Origin of the sequence: Brevundimonas nasdae, assembly GCF_016654005.1 — a bacterium.
GTDB classification, from domain to species: Bacteria; Pseudomonadota; Alphaproteobacteria; order Caulobacterales; family Caulobacteraceae; genus Brevundimonas; species Brevundimonas nasdae.
In genome coordinates this window covers 13971-28585 of sequence record NZ_JAEPWN010000001.1, presented here as the reverse complement: position 1 = coordinate 28585, position 14615 = coordinate 13971, and the positions used below count along the sequence as shown (strand labels likewise).

Sequence of the window (14615 nt, the reverse complement as noted above, 5' to 3'; positions counted from 1 at the left end):
ATCGGTCGATCCGACCCGCAATGCAATCGCAAGCCATCCGTGCCCCTCGGGCGCTCGCGTAGAGCGAGGGCCATGCCGAAATGTCGAAGGGGTCTGGAATGCCGGTCAGTATCGCCTGCCCACCCGACCGTTCCCGGATCTATGGCTTCAAGCCGCCGTGGTTTCAGCGTTCGGGATAGACGTACTCGAGAAGTCCATCGGTCGAAATTGGTCGGGCGGTGACGGCGTCCGGGCAAGACCCCAGCGTTTGGCAGCAGCGGTCTCTGATGGCTTCGATGGGCGTATCGACGACGATGCGGTCGATCGCCCTCACCTAGATGGCGGACGCTCCCGAGGTCCACTTTGAGGCACGTTGGTCCCGCGCTGGCGGCGATGTCATCCACGCCCGACAGCGGAATTTCCGAGAGGTCTGAGGAGAGCACGTACCAGACTCCCCATCACTGCCCAGGATCGGCGACCTGCGTCACAGTCGGACGCACCGCCAGGCACGCATCCCGGATCCCGCTGGACTTCCACCGCGAATGACGGTCAGTGGCGGGCGTGGACACCCTTTCACCAGCCCAGCGCTCGGAGCGTATGTCGCGAGTGCGATCGCGCGACACCAAGCCGGAACTGCTGGTGCGCAAGCTGGTCCACGGCATGGGCTATCGATATCGACTTCATCGCAATGACCTGCCAGGCAAGCCGGACTTGGTGTTCGGTCCGCGCCGCAAGGTGATCCTGGTGCACGGCTGCTTCTGGCATGGCCACGACGATCCCAACTGCAAGCTGGCGCGAGCGCCCAAGTCCCGTGTGGAATTCTGGGGACCAAAGCTCGCCCGGAACCAGGAACGTGATCGCGAGGTGGAACTGCGGTTGAACGAATCGGGCTGGGAGGCTCTGATTCTCTGGGAGTGCGAACTGGGTGACCGTCCCGGACTGGAGCGTCGCGTGAGGGCTTTCCTCGGATGAGATCGATCGAACTGTTCGCCGGAGCGGGAGGACTTGGCCTGGGCGTGGCCGAGGCCGGGTTCGATCACGCGGCGGTGGTCGAATGGGACCGCTGGGCCTGCGACACCCTGAAGGACAACAAGCCCTGGCCCGTGACGCAGGGCGATGTGCGCGTGATGTCCTACGACGGCCTAGGGACTATCGACCTCGTCTCGGGCGGTCCGCCGTGCCAGCCCTTCTCGCTGGGCGGCAAGCACAACGCCCACCTCGACCATCGTGACATGTTCCCCGAGGCCATTCGCGCCGTGAGGGAGCTCCAGCCCAGGGCCTTTGTGTTCGAGAACGTGAAGGGCCTGACGCGCGCGACCTTCCAGAATTATCTGAGCTACATCCGGCTGCAGCTCGCTCATCCTGAGGTGACGGCGCGCGCCGGCGAGCCTTGGATCGATCATCTGGGCCGGCTCGAACGCCACGAAACCAGCGGCTCCAACTCGGGGCTGCGCTACAATGTCGTCCTGCGCCTACTCAACGCCGCCAATCATGGCGTGCCGCAACGTCGCGAGCGTATCTTCCTGGTCGGGTTCCGCTCCGACCTTGGCGTCGAATGGCGTTTCCCCGACGAGACTCATTCATCCGCCGCCCTAGCGTGGTCCCTGACCCACGAGGAGGAGTATTTCGACCGGCACCGTATTGGACGGGTCGAACGCCGACTGCTGCGGGAGGTCGCACCGAAGATCAAGGGTGACAAGCCGACCTCCCTGCCGTGGTTGACCGTGCGCGACGCCTTTCTCGGCCTGCCGGACCCCGAGCTCGAACCCAAGGCGGCCAAGGGCTTCCCCGATCATAGGTTCATTCCCGGCGCCCGCTCCTACCCGGGACATACGGGCAGTCCGCTGGACGCGCCGGCTAAGACCTTGAAGGCTGGGGTCCATGGCGTGCCTGGCGGCGAGAACATGCTGCGTCGGCCCAATGGCTCGATCCGCTATTTCTCGGTGCGCGAGGCCGCTCGATTGCAGACCTTCCCCGACGACTTTCTCTTCCATGGCTCCTGGACGGAAACCATGCGTCAGCTCGGCAACGCCGTGCCGGTGCGCCTGGCGGGAATCGTTGCTCGTTCAGTGGCGGATCAGCTACATCGTTCCGATGAGCGCCCTGGTCCCATACAATCCGCTGGAGAAGCGGCACCTGGCCGAAAGCGTGGCCAACGCCCTGCTGCACAGACCCATTGAGCCGCTCGCGCCGGCCCAGCCTTTCGAGGGCGCCGGCATCTACGCCATCTATTACACAGGCGATTTCCCGGCCTACGCCAAGGTCGCCGACAAGAATCGTGACGGTGCCTTCGCGTTGCCGATCTACATTGGCAAGGCCGATCCCATGGGCGGCCGGCGCGGCGGAGATTTCGACGCCCCGCATGGACGGGCGCTGTGGAATCGACTGGCCGACCACGCGAAGTCCGTGGCCCAGGCCGATAATCTACGATCGGAGGACTTCGCCTGCCGCTTCCTGGCCGTCGACGATGTCTGGATCCGGATGGCCGAACGCATGCTAATCAGTTGGCATTTCCCGGTGTGGAACCTGGTGGTCGACGGGTTCGGCAACCATGACCCGGGCGGTCGGCGCGCCACGCAGTATCGCTCGCCCTGGGACGTGCTGCACCCCGGACGCACCTGGGCGGTCAAGCTGGCGGACAGCGGCGTCACGCCAGAGGATATCGCGACCAAGGTCGCGGGACATCTGGAGGCCCGAGAACGCGCGGAGCAAGAGCAAGCGGCGGTGAACGAGGCGTCGGCCCACGCCTAGGAAACGCCTCAAGCGTATCGACTGGCGGGGTTCAGACGCGACCATCTGGAGCCGAAGGCCATGCGGTAGCCCGGCGTTCACGGGACTTTCGCAACTCGGCGGTCGCCTTGTATGTCGGGGATGACCAGCGGGTCGGGAAGAGAAAATGGCGACAGACGGCAAGCTCGAGAATCTGACCCAGCCAGCCGCTGTCGAGAGGGCGATGGAGGAATTCCGCGCCCTGGGACGTGACGCCTTCATCGAGAAGTACGGCTTCAAACGTTCGCGCGATTTCTTTGTGATCCATGAGGGACGTGCCTACGACAGCAAGCCCCTAGCGGCTGCCGCGCATGGTCACCAGCGTGGATTCGAACCGCTCGAACCAGACGATTTCTCCGGTGGTGCCCCCGTGATCCGGGCCTTCGAGCGCTTGGGTTTCCACGTCGGGAAGGCTACGTCGGCCCAACTGACTGAAGGCGAAATCTACGCCCGCCAGGACCTTCGCTCGCTCTTCGGCGTAACCGACGCCACGATCAACAACGGCTTCTATCGACCGCAAGATACACAGTCGATTTGGCTGTTTGTCACCGGTGAGAAGACGGCCCCCGAGCTTGGCTTGGTCAACACCTTCGACGGCGACCTGTTCATCTGGCTGGGCCAGAACGCCGGCCGGACGGATGCGCAGATCATCAATCACGAGACTGATGGCAGGGAAATCCTGCTGTTTCACCGGGCCACCAAGTCCGATCATACTGGCGGCGGTTTCGTGTTCGAGGGGGCGTTTCGTTACCTCAGCCATATCCCCGGCCCACCATCGCGTTTCACGCTACAGCGCATCAACTCTGACCTAGAAATCGATCGGCCCGATCCTGCCCCCTTCGACCCAACATCCATCAAGGATGGACGCGAGAAAGTGCTGGCTGAGGTAAAGCGTCGCCTGGGCCAGCCAGCTTTCCGCAAAAGCCTGCTTCGAGCTTACGATGGACGCTGCGCCGTGACCGGATGCACGACCGCCATGGTTCTGGAGGCAGCGCATATTCGCCCCTACTTCGGCGTTGAAACAAACGATGTGAGGAACGGCCTGCTCCTCCGAGCGGACATCCACACGCTGTTTGATCTTGGATTAATCTCGGTGACACCGGACTATAGACTGACGATCGCAACACGCCTGGCCGGCAGTGAGTACGCCGCCTTGAATGGACGAAAGCTCACCATTCCCAAGGAGGCCTCGGCGCGTCCGAGCCCTCAAGCCTTGGCTTGGCATCTGGAGAATGGCGCGCAACATGATCGTCTGCCCTGCGAATAGAGCAGCTTGTGACCTCGTGCCAACGAGCGTGACATGGGCGACGAACGTTCAGCACCGCCCCCTATAATGCGGCGGTGACTCGGCGATTTCGACGAAGTGCCACAAGTGTTGCAGTAGGACGCAGCCCACAGATCGCCGAAGGCCTGGCGACAGGGCCGAATTAGGCCGCGACACACAGGGCGAAATTATCCCTGAATCTGGCAAACATTCCATCGATCTGATCGACGCGGAAATACCTCAAGTCAGCGGTCTTGCTGGTCGGTTTATCCTGGCGCGCATGCACGTCGGCGACCACGCGAGGCACCAGATAGAATGATCTGTCACACGAGCTCTCACTGGCCAAAAGCACCATGGCGAGCCAGTCGAACTCATCAGTTCGCTTGTATTCCAGATAAACCGCTCCGGCGCGAAGCGTCCGCGCCTTGACGGAAACACGTTGCGCCGGCCCGGATGAAGGTTGCGCGATTACGTCATAGTGCGGCCAGTTGTCCGGAACCTTTAACGCTGGGACGCCCGCCAGCGTCATCTCGGCGGCGACCAGCATTTCGCAGGCATCCCCCATCTGCTTGGAGGTGAATTTGCGGCTGGTGTTCATTTAATCTCCCCTTTGGGCCACACCCTACCGGGTGGAGGACTGCTCGCCCTTTCGCAAACAAGCCGGAAAAGCTCATCGCCGGAAAGGCGTCGGAATCCAGATCGCGGCGTCTTCATCGCCATGTGCGATGCAGTTTCCCTCGATAGCCGCGGCTCCGATCCAGGTGCACACGACGGCATCCAGCATATCTTCGTAGGCCTTGAGGCGCCATGTGGGGGCCGAGATATCCAGTGGTGGGAGCATCCTCTCCACTCCCTCAATCTCAACTTCAAGCGCATTGACGATTCCGCCCCAAACCACCAACAGCTTGGCGCGACGATCCGATGGCGAGAGACTCGGCCAATAATTCCTAATCTTGGAGAGCTTGTAGGGCAGCCGTTCCGGCGCGGAATACAGTTCCACTAGTGCGGGATGGGGGTAGACTTCGAGCAGCGATCGGCGCGCTACTTGCTGTGTGCTGAGCAAATAGCCCGCCCCCTCAAAGCCCTTTCGCAAACGATCGCTGATCGGCCCAGGTCGGACCACGCTCGGCGTGTGGGTTCCGCATTTGCGAGCCCCATACACTCGGGATACGGCGTTGTCCGCCTCCCTCCGGCCGGTGATTGGCAGACGAGATAGAGGCATGTCCACCGCGATCAGATCGACCTCGACATCGGCGATTCGAGCTACCGCCGACAATAGTTCGGATGGATCAGGCTCGCTCCCTCGTGGTCGATCGTTAGACGGGTTGGCGCTGCCTGCCAGCGCGATGAAAGTTTCATACGAGGGAGCCGCCCCCAAAAGACGCCATCGCGATCCGCTTTTGGAAATGAGGGCGACACCGCTCGGTTCGCGCACCGTCCAGGCGGCATCAATTCCAAGCACCACCATGATGCAACGATCCTTTCGCCGCTACACGCCATTGCCCCGCGTCGAGCCATTTGATCTCGATCACACGCGTATCGCCAGCGTCTAGTAGACATTCCCATTGTGAGTGGATTGATTGCCCCAATCCATTGCTGGTGATGAAGCTGCGCGTGATCGTGACCCTACCCCGTTGAGGGTGGCGCTGGGTGCGAGCCGCGCCAACGGGACGATAGGCGTCCGGCTGTTGAAGTCGGCTCCTCAAAGAGGCCTCGCATATGCGCAATCCCGCCAGCTCATCGAACCCTATGACTTTGGCATTCTCCGCACGCGGCAGATCCTCCGGCAACAGGTCGATCACGGCGGTGTCCGGGACGTCCGCGAATTTGACACGAGTGGCTTTGGCGTCGGCTTCGTTTACATAGAAGCGCTGGCGATTGAGACAATCCACGAACCAGCGCAGTTCCGCCTGACTCGCATCCTGGGAAATCTCGACCATGTCGACACGGTCGCAGCTTGAGGCGAAGGAGACACGCAGGGCGACCCAAGGTGCCAGGGTGTTGGCATCACGCACTCGCGTCGGGCCCAATCTCCTGTGCACGGAGATATAGTAGTCGCTACGGTCAATCCGGCTGAAGGCGTGGCCAGGAATTTTCGAGCGATATGCTCCAAGGGTCGATGGCGGCGGCGATAGCTTCGACATCACATCGGATCGAGACATTTCCGGCTCCACCGCAATCTCATCATCGCCAGCACCAAGACTGACCAGGACGATGAAGACCACCAACGTCACCCCAGCGCAGACGAGACGAACCCACGCAACTCCCAGTCTGGCCGCGAAGTCACCGACTTCGGGCCAGACGAGCACGGCATGAGCCAATAGAGCCAGGCTGCCGATCCAGGCGCCTTGTAGCAAGCCACCGACGGCGACGACGAAAACGAACACAGCCCAGATCCGAACAAGGACGCGTATCCAACGAGACGGTCTGGATACGCTAACCCCTGCGACGGGTAACGAGGGCGGAACAATGCGACGCCGTCCAAACACGGTCATCGCGCCTGTGCTCGGCAATGCGCAAGCACAGCCTCCGACGACACGGATGAACCGTAGGTTTTAACGGAGCGCTCGATGCATGTGTCCATTGCGCGCTTCGCAGGGTCGCTGGGACTGCACATGCTGACAAGGACGGGAATGCCGATGAACAGGCCCAAGGCGAATAGAATCGCCTGACCGTTCTGGGCGTTCTTCCTCCGCTCACGCTCATTCTCGACCGCCACTGCATATTCCTGAGGTGTGAAGTTCATAGTCGCGCCTCTTCTCGCCAGTTTGATTAAGGATCTGGGATGCGTACTGGTCCCCACCCTCAGATCGGTCAGACCTTAACTCCAACTTCCAAAATGCTACGTAAACGCTGTCGCCGTATATGCGTCATCCGGTCAGCTTTCAGCGATGGCGTCGAAGGCGGACAAACCCTTGCGGAAGGTGTTGGCGGAGAATCTCCGCCGCTATCGCGCCAACCATGGGCTGAGCCAGGAAAGACTCGCCGACGAGGCCGGGCTGCACAGAACCTTCGTCGGCGCCGTGGAACGCTCAGAGCGCAACATCTCACTCGACAACATCGAGAAGCTGGCGACGGCGTTGAAGCTCGCGCCCTATGAACTGCTCCGTCCGCAGGACGATCCGCTCGTCGTTGGTCAGGCGAGTGGTTGATCGGCGCGCTCAGCGACCCAACCGACAACCAATCGCGAACCCGGCCAGATTCCGCAGGGCTCCCACACCCATGGCACCCAACCGGCGTCTGGCGATGGCGCTTTCAGCCTCCACGATGGAAGCTCTGAGCTTGGCCATGTTCTCTTCCCACCTGACCTCCAGGTAGGCATCCATTCTTGCCCTCCGCGCCTGCAGTTCCGCTTCGCGCGCCTGAGTGATCAGCGCCGTTTTCTGCTCACCCGTAAGCGGCGGGACACGGCGTTTTCCAAAGGTCGGCGCGACGTGACGGAGTGTCGATTCAAAGCTCATGAACGGAGCAACGCTTCCTTCCACGGCGAAGTCCAGTCACACGAAGCGTTGGACGACCGTCAGATCAGGCTTCGTCGTGATCCACCCCAGAAACTGGCTCGTGGAATCGACCTGGTCATCATGCTTGGCGCGAGGGAAGGAGATAAGTTCTTTCACATACTCATCTAACCAATCGGCACGGTCGGGAAGATGGACGGCGCCGCGCTGGAATATCGGCGCCGTGGCCCAGACGCGGGATACCTTGCTCTGAACAGGCGGCATGAGCTCGAGATCGACGTCGGGACAGGCCTGCCGGACCTGTTCGGCGACCAGTTCCATCCCATTGACCTTCTCCAGCAGGATGACCCGGCGGGTGGTGGGGTATTTGTCCCAGAGATTCACCATGGCCTTAACGAGATCACCGCCAGAGAAGCGGCCCCTGACCACGTCTCCCAAGAAGTAGTTTTTGCCGCGCACGACCCAGACCGTGCCGACCGACCAATCGTTGCTGACGCCCGTGCCAAAGGCTGTATCCCAGCTGAAAACCACCTCATCATTCAGCGTGGCCCTGAACGGCGCCTGATAGCGTTGCAGCCATTCGAGCTTGATGATGTTCCCGCCGGGCATGACCGGCGATTGCTGGTATTGCGACTGGAAGAAATCATCCCCCATGCTTTCGCGGAGCGCCTCCAGCGTTTCAACAGACTCGAACTTGGAATTCAGCGGCTCGCCAATCTCCCGCGTCCAGGTCAGCCCTTGACCGACATCAAGCACCTGACGCTCGGTAGCGATTGCAGGCAGATTGAGGTGGGTCCACCCGCCGGCTTCGAGCAGCCTACCTGAAAGATCATCGACATGCAGGCGCTGCATGATGACGATGATGCAGCCGGTTTCCTTACGGTCGAGGCGCGACAGAGCGGTGCTTTCGAACCATTCATTGACCCGCGTGCGAACCGTGTCGGACCGCGTGTCCTCAGGCTTGATTGGATCATCGATGATCAGGAAATCGCCGCCGAAGCCGGTGACCGAACCAAACACCGTGGTTCCGAACCGCTTGCCACGGTGCTTCATCAGGGTGAAGTCGGTGTCCGCATTAGCCCTGGGATTGATCCGCGTTGCCGGGAATATCCGTTTATAGTCAGCCGTCTCCATCAGGCCCTTGGAGCCCCGGGCGAACTCCTTCGTCAGGGCCTCCGAATAGGTGATGTTGATGATCTTGCGGCTGGGATCTCGACCGAGGAGCCAAGTCGGAAAGACGATCGAGGCAAACTCTGATTTCAGGTTCCGCGGCGGCAGATTGATGATCAGCCGCTTGGTCTCGCCCGTGGCGCATTTGGTGAGGGCCGCCGCTAGAGCATGCAGATGCCAACCCGAAATTAGTTTTTGGCCAGGGTGAAGCTGCGACCATGCCCAGAAGAAGTACCCGGTCAGATCAGATCGAAGGGCCCCTTCATACTCGGCGCGCGTGAAGGTTGGAACGGCCATCACACGTCCTCCGCACGCTCTCCGCGCGCCATCAGCATCTTGGTGGCAATGGCTTCGAGAAGCTTGGCCTCATCGGTCGATAGCGCGTCATCCGCCTCCTCGGCGAACTGTTCCGGCAGGGTGGTCTTGATCAGGCTTACAAAGAGAGCCGCGTCCTGGGTCTTGCCGGTGAGCGCCTGCGACATGAGCCGGGTCAGGACCGCCTGCTTGGCGGGGACCTGGCGCGGCACGCCCTTGATGGAGATGGTGACCGGCTGATCCAGAATCTCCTGCAACAGGGTGCGCATGGAACGTGCGCCTTTAGGGCGCCCGGCGGGGTTGCCGGACTTGCCCTTCGCAAACTGAGATGACGTCGGTGGTTTGCCGAAGCCGGTCACGTAGTCAGCCTCTTCGGCTCGGGCTTTCTGCTCATCAGTCATCGGACGGGGCTTTTGAGGCTTCGCCATCAGAGGATCTCCCACGCGCTGTCGGAACCCGATTCCGAAACTGACTTCACGGTTTCGCTTTGGCGTCGAAACCGAACTTCCGAAAAGGCTTCGTCGGTTTCTGCCAGCACCGGCTCTTCGCCAGTCTCGGCGATGAAGCGGCGCAGCGCCACATCGACGTACTTCGGATCGATCTCGATCAGTCGCGCCACACGGCCGGTGCGCTCAGCCGCGATCAGGGTTGTGCCGGAACCACCGAACGGATCGAGCACGACCTCGCCCTGATGGGTGACGTCCAGGATCGCATCGACGATCATGGGCAGAGGCTTGACGGTCGGGTGGAAGGACAACGCCTCGTCACGGCCGGCGCCGAGGCTGGCGTATCCCGGATAGTTCCAGACATTCGACCGGTAGCGACCATTGCTCCCCAGACCGAAGGTGTTGACGTTCGGCGCCTCGCCGACCTTCCAGATCGTCAGGAGTTCGTGCTGCGACCTATAAAAGGTCCCCATCCCCGCGTTGTCCTTGGCCCAGACAACAAGCTGTTTGAGCTCTCCGAAGACCGTTTCACCGGCGGCGATCTGATCGGCGACATGCCGTCCGTCGATGAAGGCGTAGAGCAGGGCGCCATCTACGCTGAACCGCTTGCAGTGATCGAACACCTGGCGCTGGAATTCGACAAATTCCGCCCGGTTCATCTCGCCCGACGCCATGGCGAACTCGCCGTGCCGCACCTTGCCGAGGCCCGAGACGTTGCCGGAGATTCTGACGTTGTACGGCGGGTCGGTCAGGGTCAACCGGACCCGATCCTGGTCCAACAGCATGATGAAGATAGCGCCATCCCGGCTGTCGCCACAGATGATGCGATGGCGCCCACAGCACCAGGTGTCGCCCACGCGCGTGACCGGAGCCTCCTCGCCGTGCTCGGGAACCTCATCCTGCTGGGAGCCGACATCGCCGGCCAAGGTAACCCGATCGACGAACACCTGGTCAAACCCGGTGAAGTCGAGGGAGAAGTCGAACTCCGGATCCGCCTGCAGCATCAGGAAGTCCGCGCGCAGCACATCCAAATCCCAGTCGGCATGGTCGCCGATGCGGTTGAGCGCCATCTGTAGGGAGCGGAGTTCAGCCGACGAATAGCCGCTGATACGGATGACCGGGACCGTGTCTCGGCCTTCCCGGCGGAGAACTTCCAGCACCGCGTTGCCATCCAGGACCACATTGTCCTCGGTGACGAGTAGCGGTCGGACGATGTCGAACCTGGCGATGGCCCCCGCCAGATTGTCGAGTTGTCGCTGGCTGTGCTTGCGCTGCGGTCGAGGGTCCGACTGGAGGCCTGAAACCTGGATGTATTCAACGTCCAGGGGGCGATTGTTGCGGCGAGGCGGCTTGGCACCGCCCCGAGTCAGGGGAAGGGCCTGCTTAGCCATGACGGCCACCCGCCGCCTTGGCCTGTCCCGACAACACGATCTTGGCGGGCCGAAGCCCCGGGCTACTCATCACGCACTCTCCTCTTTCCGCGAGCGGGTGCTCCGGTTCCAAAACTTCAATTGTTTCGTGAGGGGGGATCGGCGATCCCCAACGTGAACACTGAGGCGACGCCCCAGCAATCGAAGCCTAAATGACGGCTTCAGCGGTTTTCAAGTCTGGCTGATAAATTTCCGCCGGCTACGGGCCGACCCGATGGCGATCGGCCTGGTGGGCTTCATGCGGGTTCGCCGCCATTCCCACCACCGCGCTCGATCCGCCCCACCGTGCGGTAGCTCCTGCGGTCCCCGCGCTTATCGGGTCCGGGTCCCCATCGTCGCAATCGTTCAGGCTGCCTCGGGCGGCAGCGTGGATGTCATCTCGGTGATTGTCTGGAACTCGGTCAGGAATTCGGGACGATGCTGCATGAGGTAGCGAACCACTCGGGCGTTCCCGAGTAACTTGACCAGGTAGCCCTTGATGACAGTCAGATGCAGATGGTCTTGGCCGTAAGTCTCCTGAATCGACGTGATCGCCTCCTGGAGACGCGCCAACTCACTTTCCATTCGAGCCACGGCCTCGGCGGTGATGCCCTTGATGTTTTTCGGTTTCGATCCAGCCGCAAGCTGCGCCTGCGGCGTCCCGGCCAGGATCGCCGAGGCGTAGGCGACCGAATAATTATTGGCGTTCACGAGGAGTTCCGCAGCCTCGATCTGCCGCAGAGGATTCATTTTTCGGAGAATTTCGAACACCGCCATCGGACAAGGTTTGTCTTTGAGAATAGCGACCGTTTCGTCACAGATCCCGTTCAGCATCCGGACCTTGCGACGAATGGACTCTGGATTGACGTCTAATGCCTTGGCGATCTTTTCCTCCGGCACGCCGCGCTCGATGGCTCGGCGGATCATCTTGTGCTCCTGAACCGACGACAATCGGCTAATCCGCTTGTTGTAGGTGAAGGCTTCGTCGTCAGTGGAAACCAGGCATTCGACCTGTTCGATGCCCAAATCCTTCAAAATCTCGATACGAACATGACCGTCCAGCAAGAGATAGGTGTCTGGATTTGCGAGATCTCGGGCCACCACAGGCGGCTCGACGAGACCGACTTCGCGGATTGAGGCGGCGATCTGCTGATACTTCTTGCTGGATTTCGTGGACGTCCGAAGCACCCGCACAGGGAGAAGGGCGCTCACTGACAGGATCACGCAGTTGTCCTCAAAAGCGTGCCTGACGATTTGCGAGGGGCCACGCTCTTTCCTCGTCATGGATCCGTCCTCGAACGTTCCTCAAGGTAGCCAGGCATTGCCTTGAGGTCTTCGGCGCGCAGCAACGTCAGGAAATTCTCGTCGGTCCGAAGTGCGCGGAACGCCTCCGTGACGAAGAGGAGTCTCCCCTGGGTCAGTTCCGCCTTCTTGACGAGCAGCTTCTGGCGATCCGCTTCTTGGCGGTAGGCACGCACAAGGGCATCGCTAGTTAGCGGGCGCGCGGCGCGGTTCACCTTGCGGCCGAAAGGCGTTTCGTCCACGCGCCGTCCGCGGCGCAGTCGCCGATCTAGCAGACGACGCACGGCCGCGAATTTCTTTCCGCGCAGCTTCTTCTCCGTATAGGCTTCCGTTAGCGCGCGTTGAGCGCCCTCATCATCCGTTCTGGATATCTCAATCGCGAGGTTCAGCGGCATGAGGCCGGTTTCAACGGCGGAGACCAGCCGCTCCTCACCTCGCTCAAGCAATCCGGCGATCATGTTGACGTATTCGGGCGTGACGCCGATTTTACCGGCGATCTCGCGGTCGTTGTATCCACGTTCTCGAAGGGTGCCGACTTCCTGCATCAGGTCGATCGCCCGGTGTTGGCGCCTGGCGCAGTTCTCAACGAGGCTCATGACTAGGCAATCGCTTTCGTCCGCATCAATCACGATGGCGGGGATGCCCTCCTGCTTCAGCTGGATGAAAGCTTCAAGTCGCCCCTGACCGCAGACGAGATCATACTCCGCTGGCTCCGTGTTCGCGCGCTGGGTCACGGTGATGGGGCGCTTGAGGCCTATCCGCGCGATGCTTTCGACCATTTCTTCGAATGTTTTGGGGTTCCGCACGCGTGGATTAAGGATCCGGACTCTGTCGGTCGGGACCAACGTCACGTGCTTATGGGCATTGAAGACGACATCGTCAGGCATCAAGCCACCTCCAAGAACTTGGCTCTGCCAGCCAGCGCGAAAAAGAAATCAAGGGTGTCGAAGCGATAAGCATCGAGAGACAGACCGTTCTGCTCGGCCAGCCGAAGCCGATCCGCGGTCATATCGATGCTCGGGAGAACGTAGTAGTCGCGAGGCGCGGCGTTCAGTTCGTCCATGCGTATGGCGATGGTGATGTCCGGCAAGAACCCCGTGTCCAGACGGATGCGCCAGCGCAGCGATCCTGCTGCTGTTTCAAAGCATCGTGACAGTACAACCGACACTGTGAACTCGCCATTGACGGTTAGCAGTTCGGTTCGGGGATCCTGAACGGCGCCGCCCCCAACGCTTTCGATTCCGGCAATGACATCTGCAACGATATGCGGATGTGCCTCGCGGAGCTTGCGATTGATTTCAATGTATCGGTAGTCGCGATCGGGTTGATAGCCGACCATCTCGTAAGCGCGCAGCAAACTGCCGAAGCGAGAGCGAAACGCGCTCGATGACGGTGTAGCGTCGTGCTCGTCGATGATCAGCCCGGAAAGGAAGCCGTTGCTAACGAGCAGGGCTCGAAGCGCGTCCAGTAGGTCCTGGTCGGAAAGATGCTGGCTGCGCGCATCGACGATTTGCCGCGCCCGCAAGAACATCGCCTCGTCGATAATGGCCGCATAAGCCCCCTCGGCGCGGATCCAAATGTCGCGAGCATTCACCACGCGCTGCTTTTTCAGCTTGAAGGAAACTTTATTGAAGACGTTGTTGCCGATGTATTTCTCATTGGTCAGAACCTGATGGACCGTCGCGCGCGTCCACGGCCGTTCGAGATCAGTGCGCAGTCCATCGGCGTTCAGTATGTCCGCAATCTCCCGTTCCGATCGGCGTTCCTCTACAAACATGCCATACATGCGCCGGACGACAACCTGTTCGTCCTCGGGACCTGGAACGAGGATAACCCTGTCGGTCTGGAGGCTTTTTTGCTCTCCGCGAGATAGTTCGCCCTTGGGATTGCCTTGCTCGTCGATCAGCACCCGGCGTAACCCATATCCAGGGGCGCCGCCCTGGCGGAAGCCGAGTTCAACCAAACGGCACTGGCCAGCGAACACCTTCACCGAGAGTTCGCGGCTGTACTCGCCCGCCATGACCCGCTTCACGGTTTTCAGCAGGTTGGAGCCAATGCTGCCGTCATTCTCGAACTGTTCGCCGCAGTAATGGACGCGGATCCCGGCGCGCGAGCAGACATGCTCGTGGTAGGCGCCTTCGTCGGCATCCTGAAACCGGCCCCATCGGCTGACATCATAGACGAGGATCGCCTTGAAGTCGGCCTTCCCAGACTGAACTTCGCCCATGAGGTTCTGCAGTGCTTCGCGGCCATCGAGGCGTAGCCCACTTCGACCTGAATCTTCGAAGACGCGTAGAATCTTCAGACCGCGTGCATCGGCGTAGCTGCGGATGACATCCAGTTGGTTCTCGGTCGAGTACTTCTGGTGATCAGTGGACATCCGGACATAGGCGACGGCCGGCACATCCACCTCGGGCGGCACATCATCCCCGTTCGAATTGCTCGTCCAGCGACCACCCAAGCACGCACCTCTTCATCATCGCGGGTCAATTCGTCCAACCCA

16 protein-coding genes are annotated in these 14615 nt (G+C 61.1%); 5 read left to right on the top strand and 11 right to left on the bottom strand.

The window, feature by feature from the left end; translation table 11 throughout:
- The first annotated feature begins 531 nt into the window (after positions 1-531).
- The 4 genes from JKF87_RS00155 (at position 532) to JKF87_RS00140 (ending at position 4015) form a co-directional block, all read left to right on the top strand.
- On the top strand, positions 532-951 hold the full coding sequence (locus JKF87_RS00155; RefSeq protein ID WP_307417107.1) for a very short patch repair endonuclease: 420 nt from the start codon (positions 532-534) through the stop codon (positions 949-951).
- Entirely contained in the window at positions 948-2159 is a 1212-nt protein-coding gene (locus JKF87_RS00150; protein ID WP_201096301.1) for a DNA cytosine methyltransferase, read from the top strand. The genes JKF87_RS00155 and JKF87_RS00150 overlap by 4 nt, the downstream gene beginning before the upstream one ends.
- A complete protein-coding gene (locus JKF87_RS00145; protein WP_201096300.1) occupies positions 2128-2730 on the top strand; it encodes an Eco29kI family restriction endonuclease in 603 nt (200 codons plus the stop codon). The genes JKF87_RS00150 and JKF87_RS00145 overlap by 32 nt, the downstream gene beginning before the upstream one ends.
- A gap of 145 nt (positions 2731-2875) precedes the next feature.
- On the top strand, positions 2876-4015 hold the full coding sequence (locus tag JKF87_RS00140; protein WP_201096299.1) for an HNH endonuclease: 1140 nt from the start codon (positions 2876-2878) through the stop codon (positions 4013-4015).
- A 160-nt stretch (positions 4016-4175) separates the two neighbouring features.
- Here the strand turns inward: JKF87_RS00140 and JKF87_RS00135 are convergent, their stop codons facing one another.
- The 4 genes from JKF87_RS00135 to JKF87_RS00120 all read right to left on the bottom strand — a co-directional run bounded on the left by JKF87_RS00135 (position 4176) and on the right by JKF87_RS00120 (position 6758).
- The gene (locus JKF87_RS00135; RefSeq protein WP_201096298.1) at positions 4176-4610 is read right to left on the bottom strand and encodes a hypothetical protein; all 435 of its coding nucleotides are present in this window, start codon (positions 4608-4610) and stop codon (positions 4176-4178) included.
- Positions 4611-4682: 72 nt separating this feature from the next.
- A complete protein-coding gene (locus tag JKF87_RS00130; RefSeq protein WP_201096296.1) occupies positions 4683-5480 on the bottom strand; it encodes a DUF429 domain-containing protein in 798 nt (265 codons plus the stop codon).
- Positions 5461-6399: a hypothetical protein gene (locus JKF87_RS00125; RefSeq protein ID WP_201096293.1), complete on the bottom strand. Its 939-nt coding sequence runs from the start codon at positions 6397-6399 to the stop codon at positions 5461-5463. The genes JKF87_RS00130 and JKF87_RS00125 overlap by 20 nt, the downstream gene beginning before the upstream one ends.
- 104 nt (positions 6400-6503) lie before the next feature.
- Positions 6504-6758, bottom strand: coding sequence for a hypothetical protein (locus tag JKF87_RS00120; protein WP_201096292.1), 255 nt, complete (start codon positions 6756-6758; stop codon positions 6504-6506).
- A gap of 178 nt (positions 6759-6936) precedes the next feature.
- Here JKF87_RS00120 and JKF87_RS00115 point away from each other — a divergent pair, with 178 nt between their 5' ends.
- Positions 6937-7164, top strand: coding sequence for a helix-turn-helix domain-containing protein (locus JKF87_RS00115; RefSeq protein ID WP_307417320.1), 228 nt, complete (start codon positions 6937-6939; stop codon positions 7162-7164).
- Positions 7165-7173: 9 nt separating this feature from the next.
- On the opposite strand, the gene JKF87_RS00110 is transcribed toward JKF87_RS00115, so the two are convergent.
- From JKF87_RS00110 to JKF87_RS00080, 7 genes are all read right to left on the bottom strand, one after another.
- On the bottom strand, positions 7174-7473 hold the full coding sequence (locus JKF87_RS00110; RefSeq protein WP_201096288.1) for a hypothetical protein: 300 nt from the start codon (positions 7471-7473) through the stop codon (positions 7174-7176).
- Between the two features lie 36 nt (positions 7474-7509).
- Positions 7510-8937 carry a phage terminase large subunit gene (terL, locus tag JKF87_RS00105; protein WP_201096286.1) on the bottom strand — a complete coding sequence of 476 codons (1428 nt, stop codon included), beginning with the start codon at positions 8935-8937 and terminating at the stop codon, positions 7510-7512.
- Positions 8937-9383 carry a DUF5681 domain-containing protein gene (locus tag JKF87_RS00100; RefSeq protein ID WP_201096283.1) on the bottom strand — a complete coding sequence of 149 codons (447 nt, stop codon included), beginning with the start codon at positions 9381-9383 and terminating at the stop codon, positions 8937-8939. Before JKF87_RS00100 ends, terL begins: the two co-directional genes overlap by 1 nt.
- The gene (locus JKF87_RS00095) at positions 9383-10792 is read right to left on the bottom strand and encodes a DNA modification methylase (RefSeq protein WP_201096282.1); all 1410 of its coding nucleotides are present in this window, start codon (positions 10790-10792) and stop codon (positions 9383-9385) included. The genes JKF87_RS00100 and JKF87_RS00095 overlap by 1 nt, the downstream gene beginning before the upstream one ends.
- A gap of 384 nt (positions 10793-11176) precedes the next feature.
- Positions 11177-12034: a plasmid partitioning protein RepB C-terminal domain-containing protein gene (locus tag JKF87_RS00090; RefSeq protein WP_201096280.1), complete on the bottom strand. Its 858-nt coding sequence runs from the start codon at positions 12032-12034 to the stop codon at positions 11177-11179.
- 56 nt (positions 12035-12090) lie between these two features.
- Positions 12091-12999: a plasmid partitioning protein RepB C-terminal domain-containing protein gene (locus tag JKF87_RS00085; protein ID WP_201096279.1), complete on the bottom strand. Its 909-nt coding sequence runs from the start codon at positions 12997-12999 to the stop codon at positions 12091-12093.
- The gene (locus JKF87_RS00080; protein WP_236260988.1) at positions 12999-14573 is read right to left on the bottom strand and encodes a recombinase family protein; all 1575 of its coding nucleotides are present in this window, start codon (positions 14571-14573) and stop codon (positions 12999-13001) included. Before JKF87_RS00080 ends, JKF87_RS00085 begins: the two co-directional genes overlap by 1 nt.
- Positions 14574-14615: the final 42 nt, after the last annotated feature.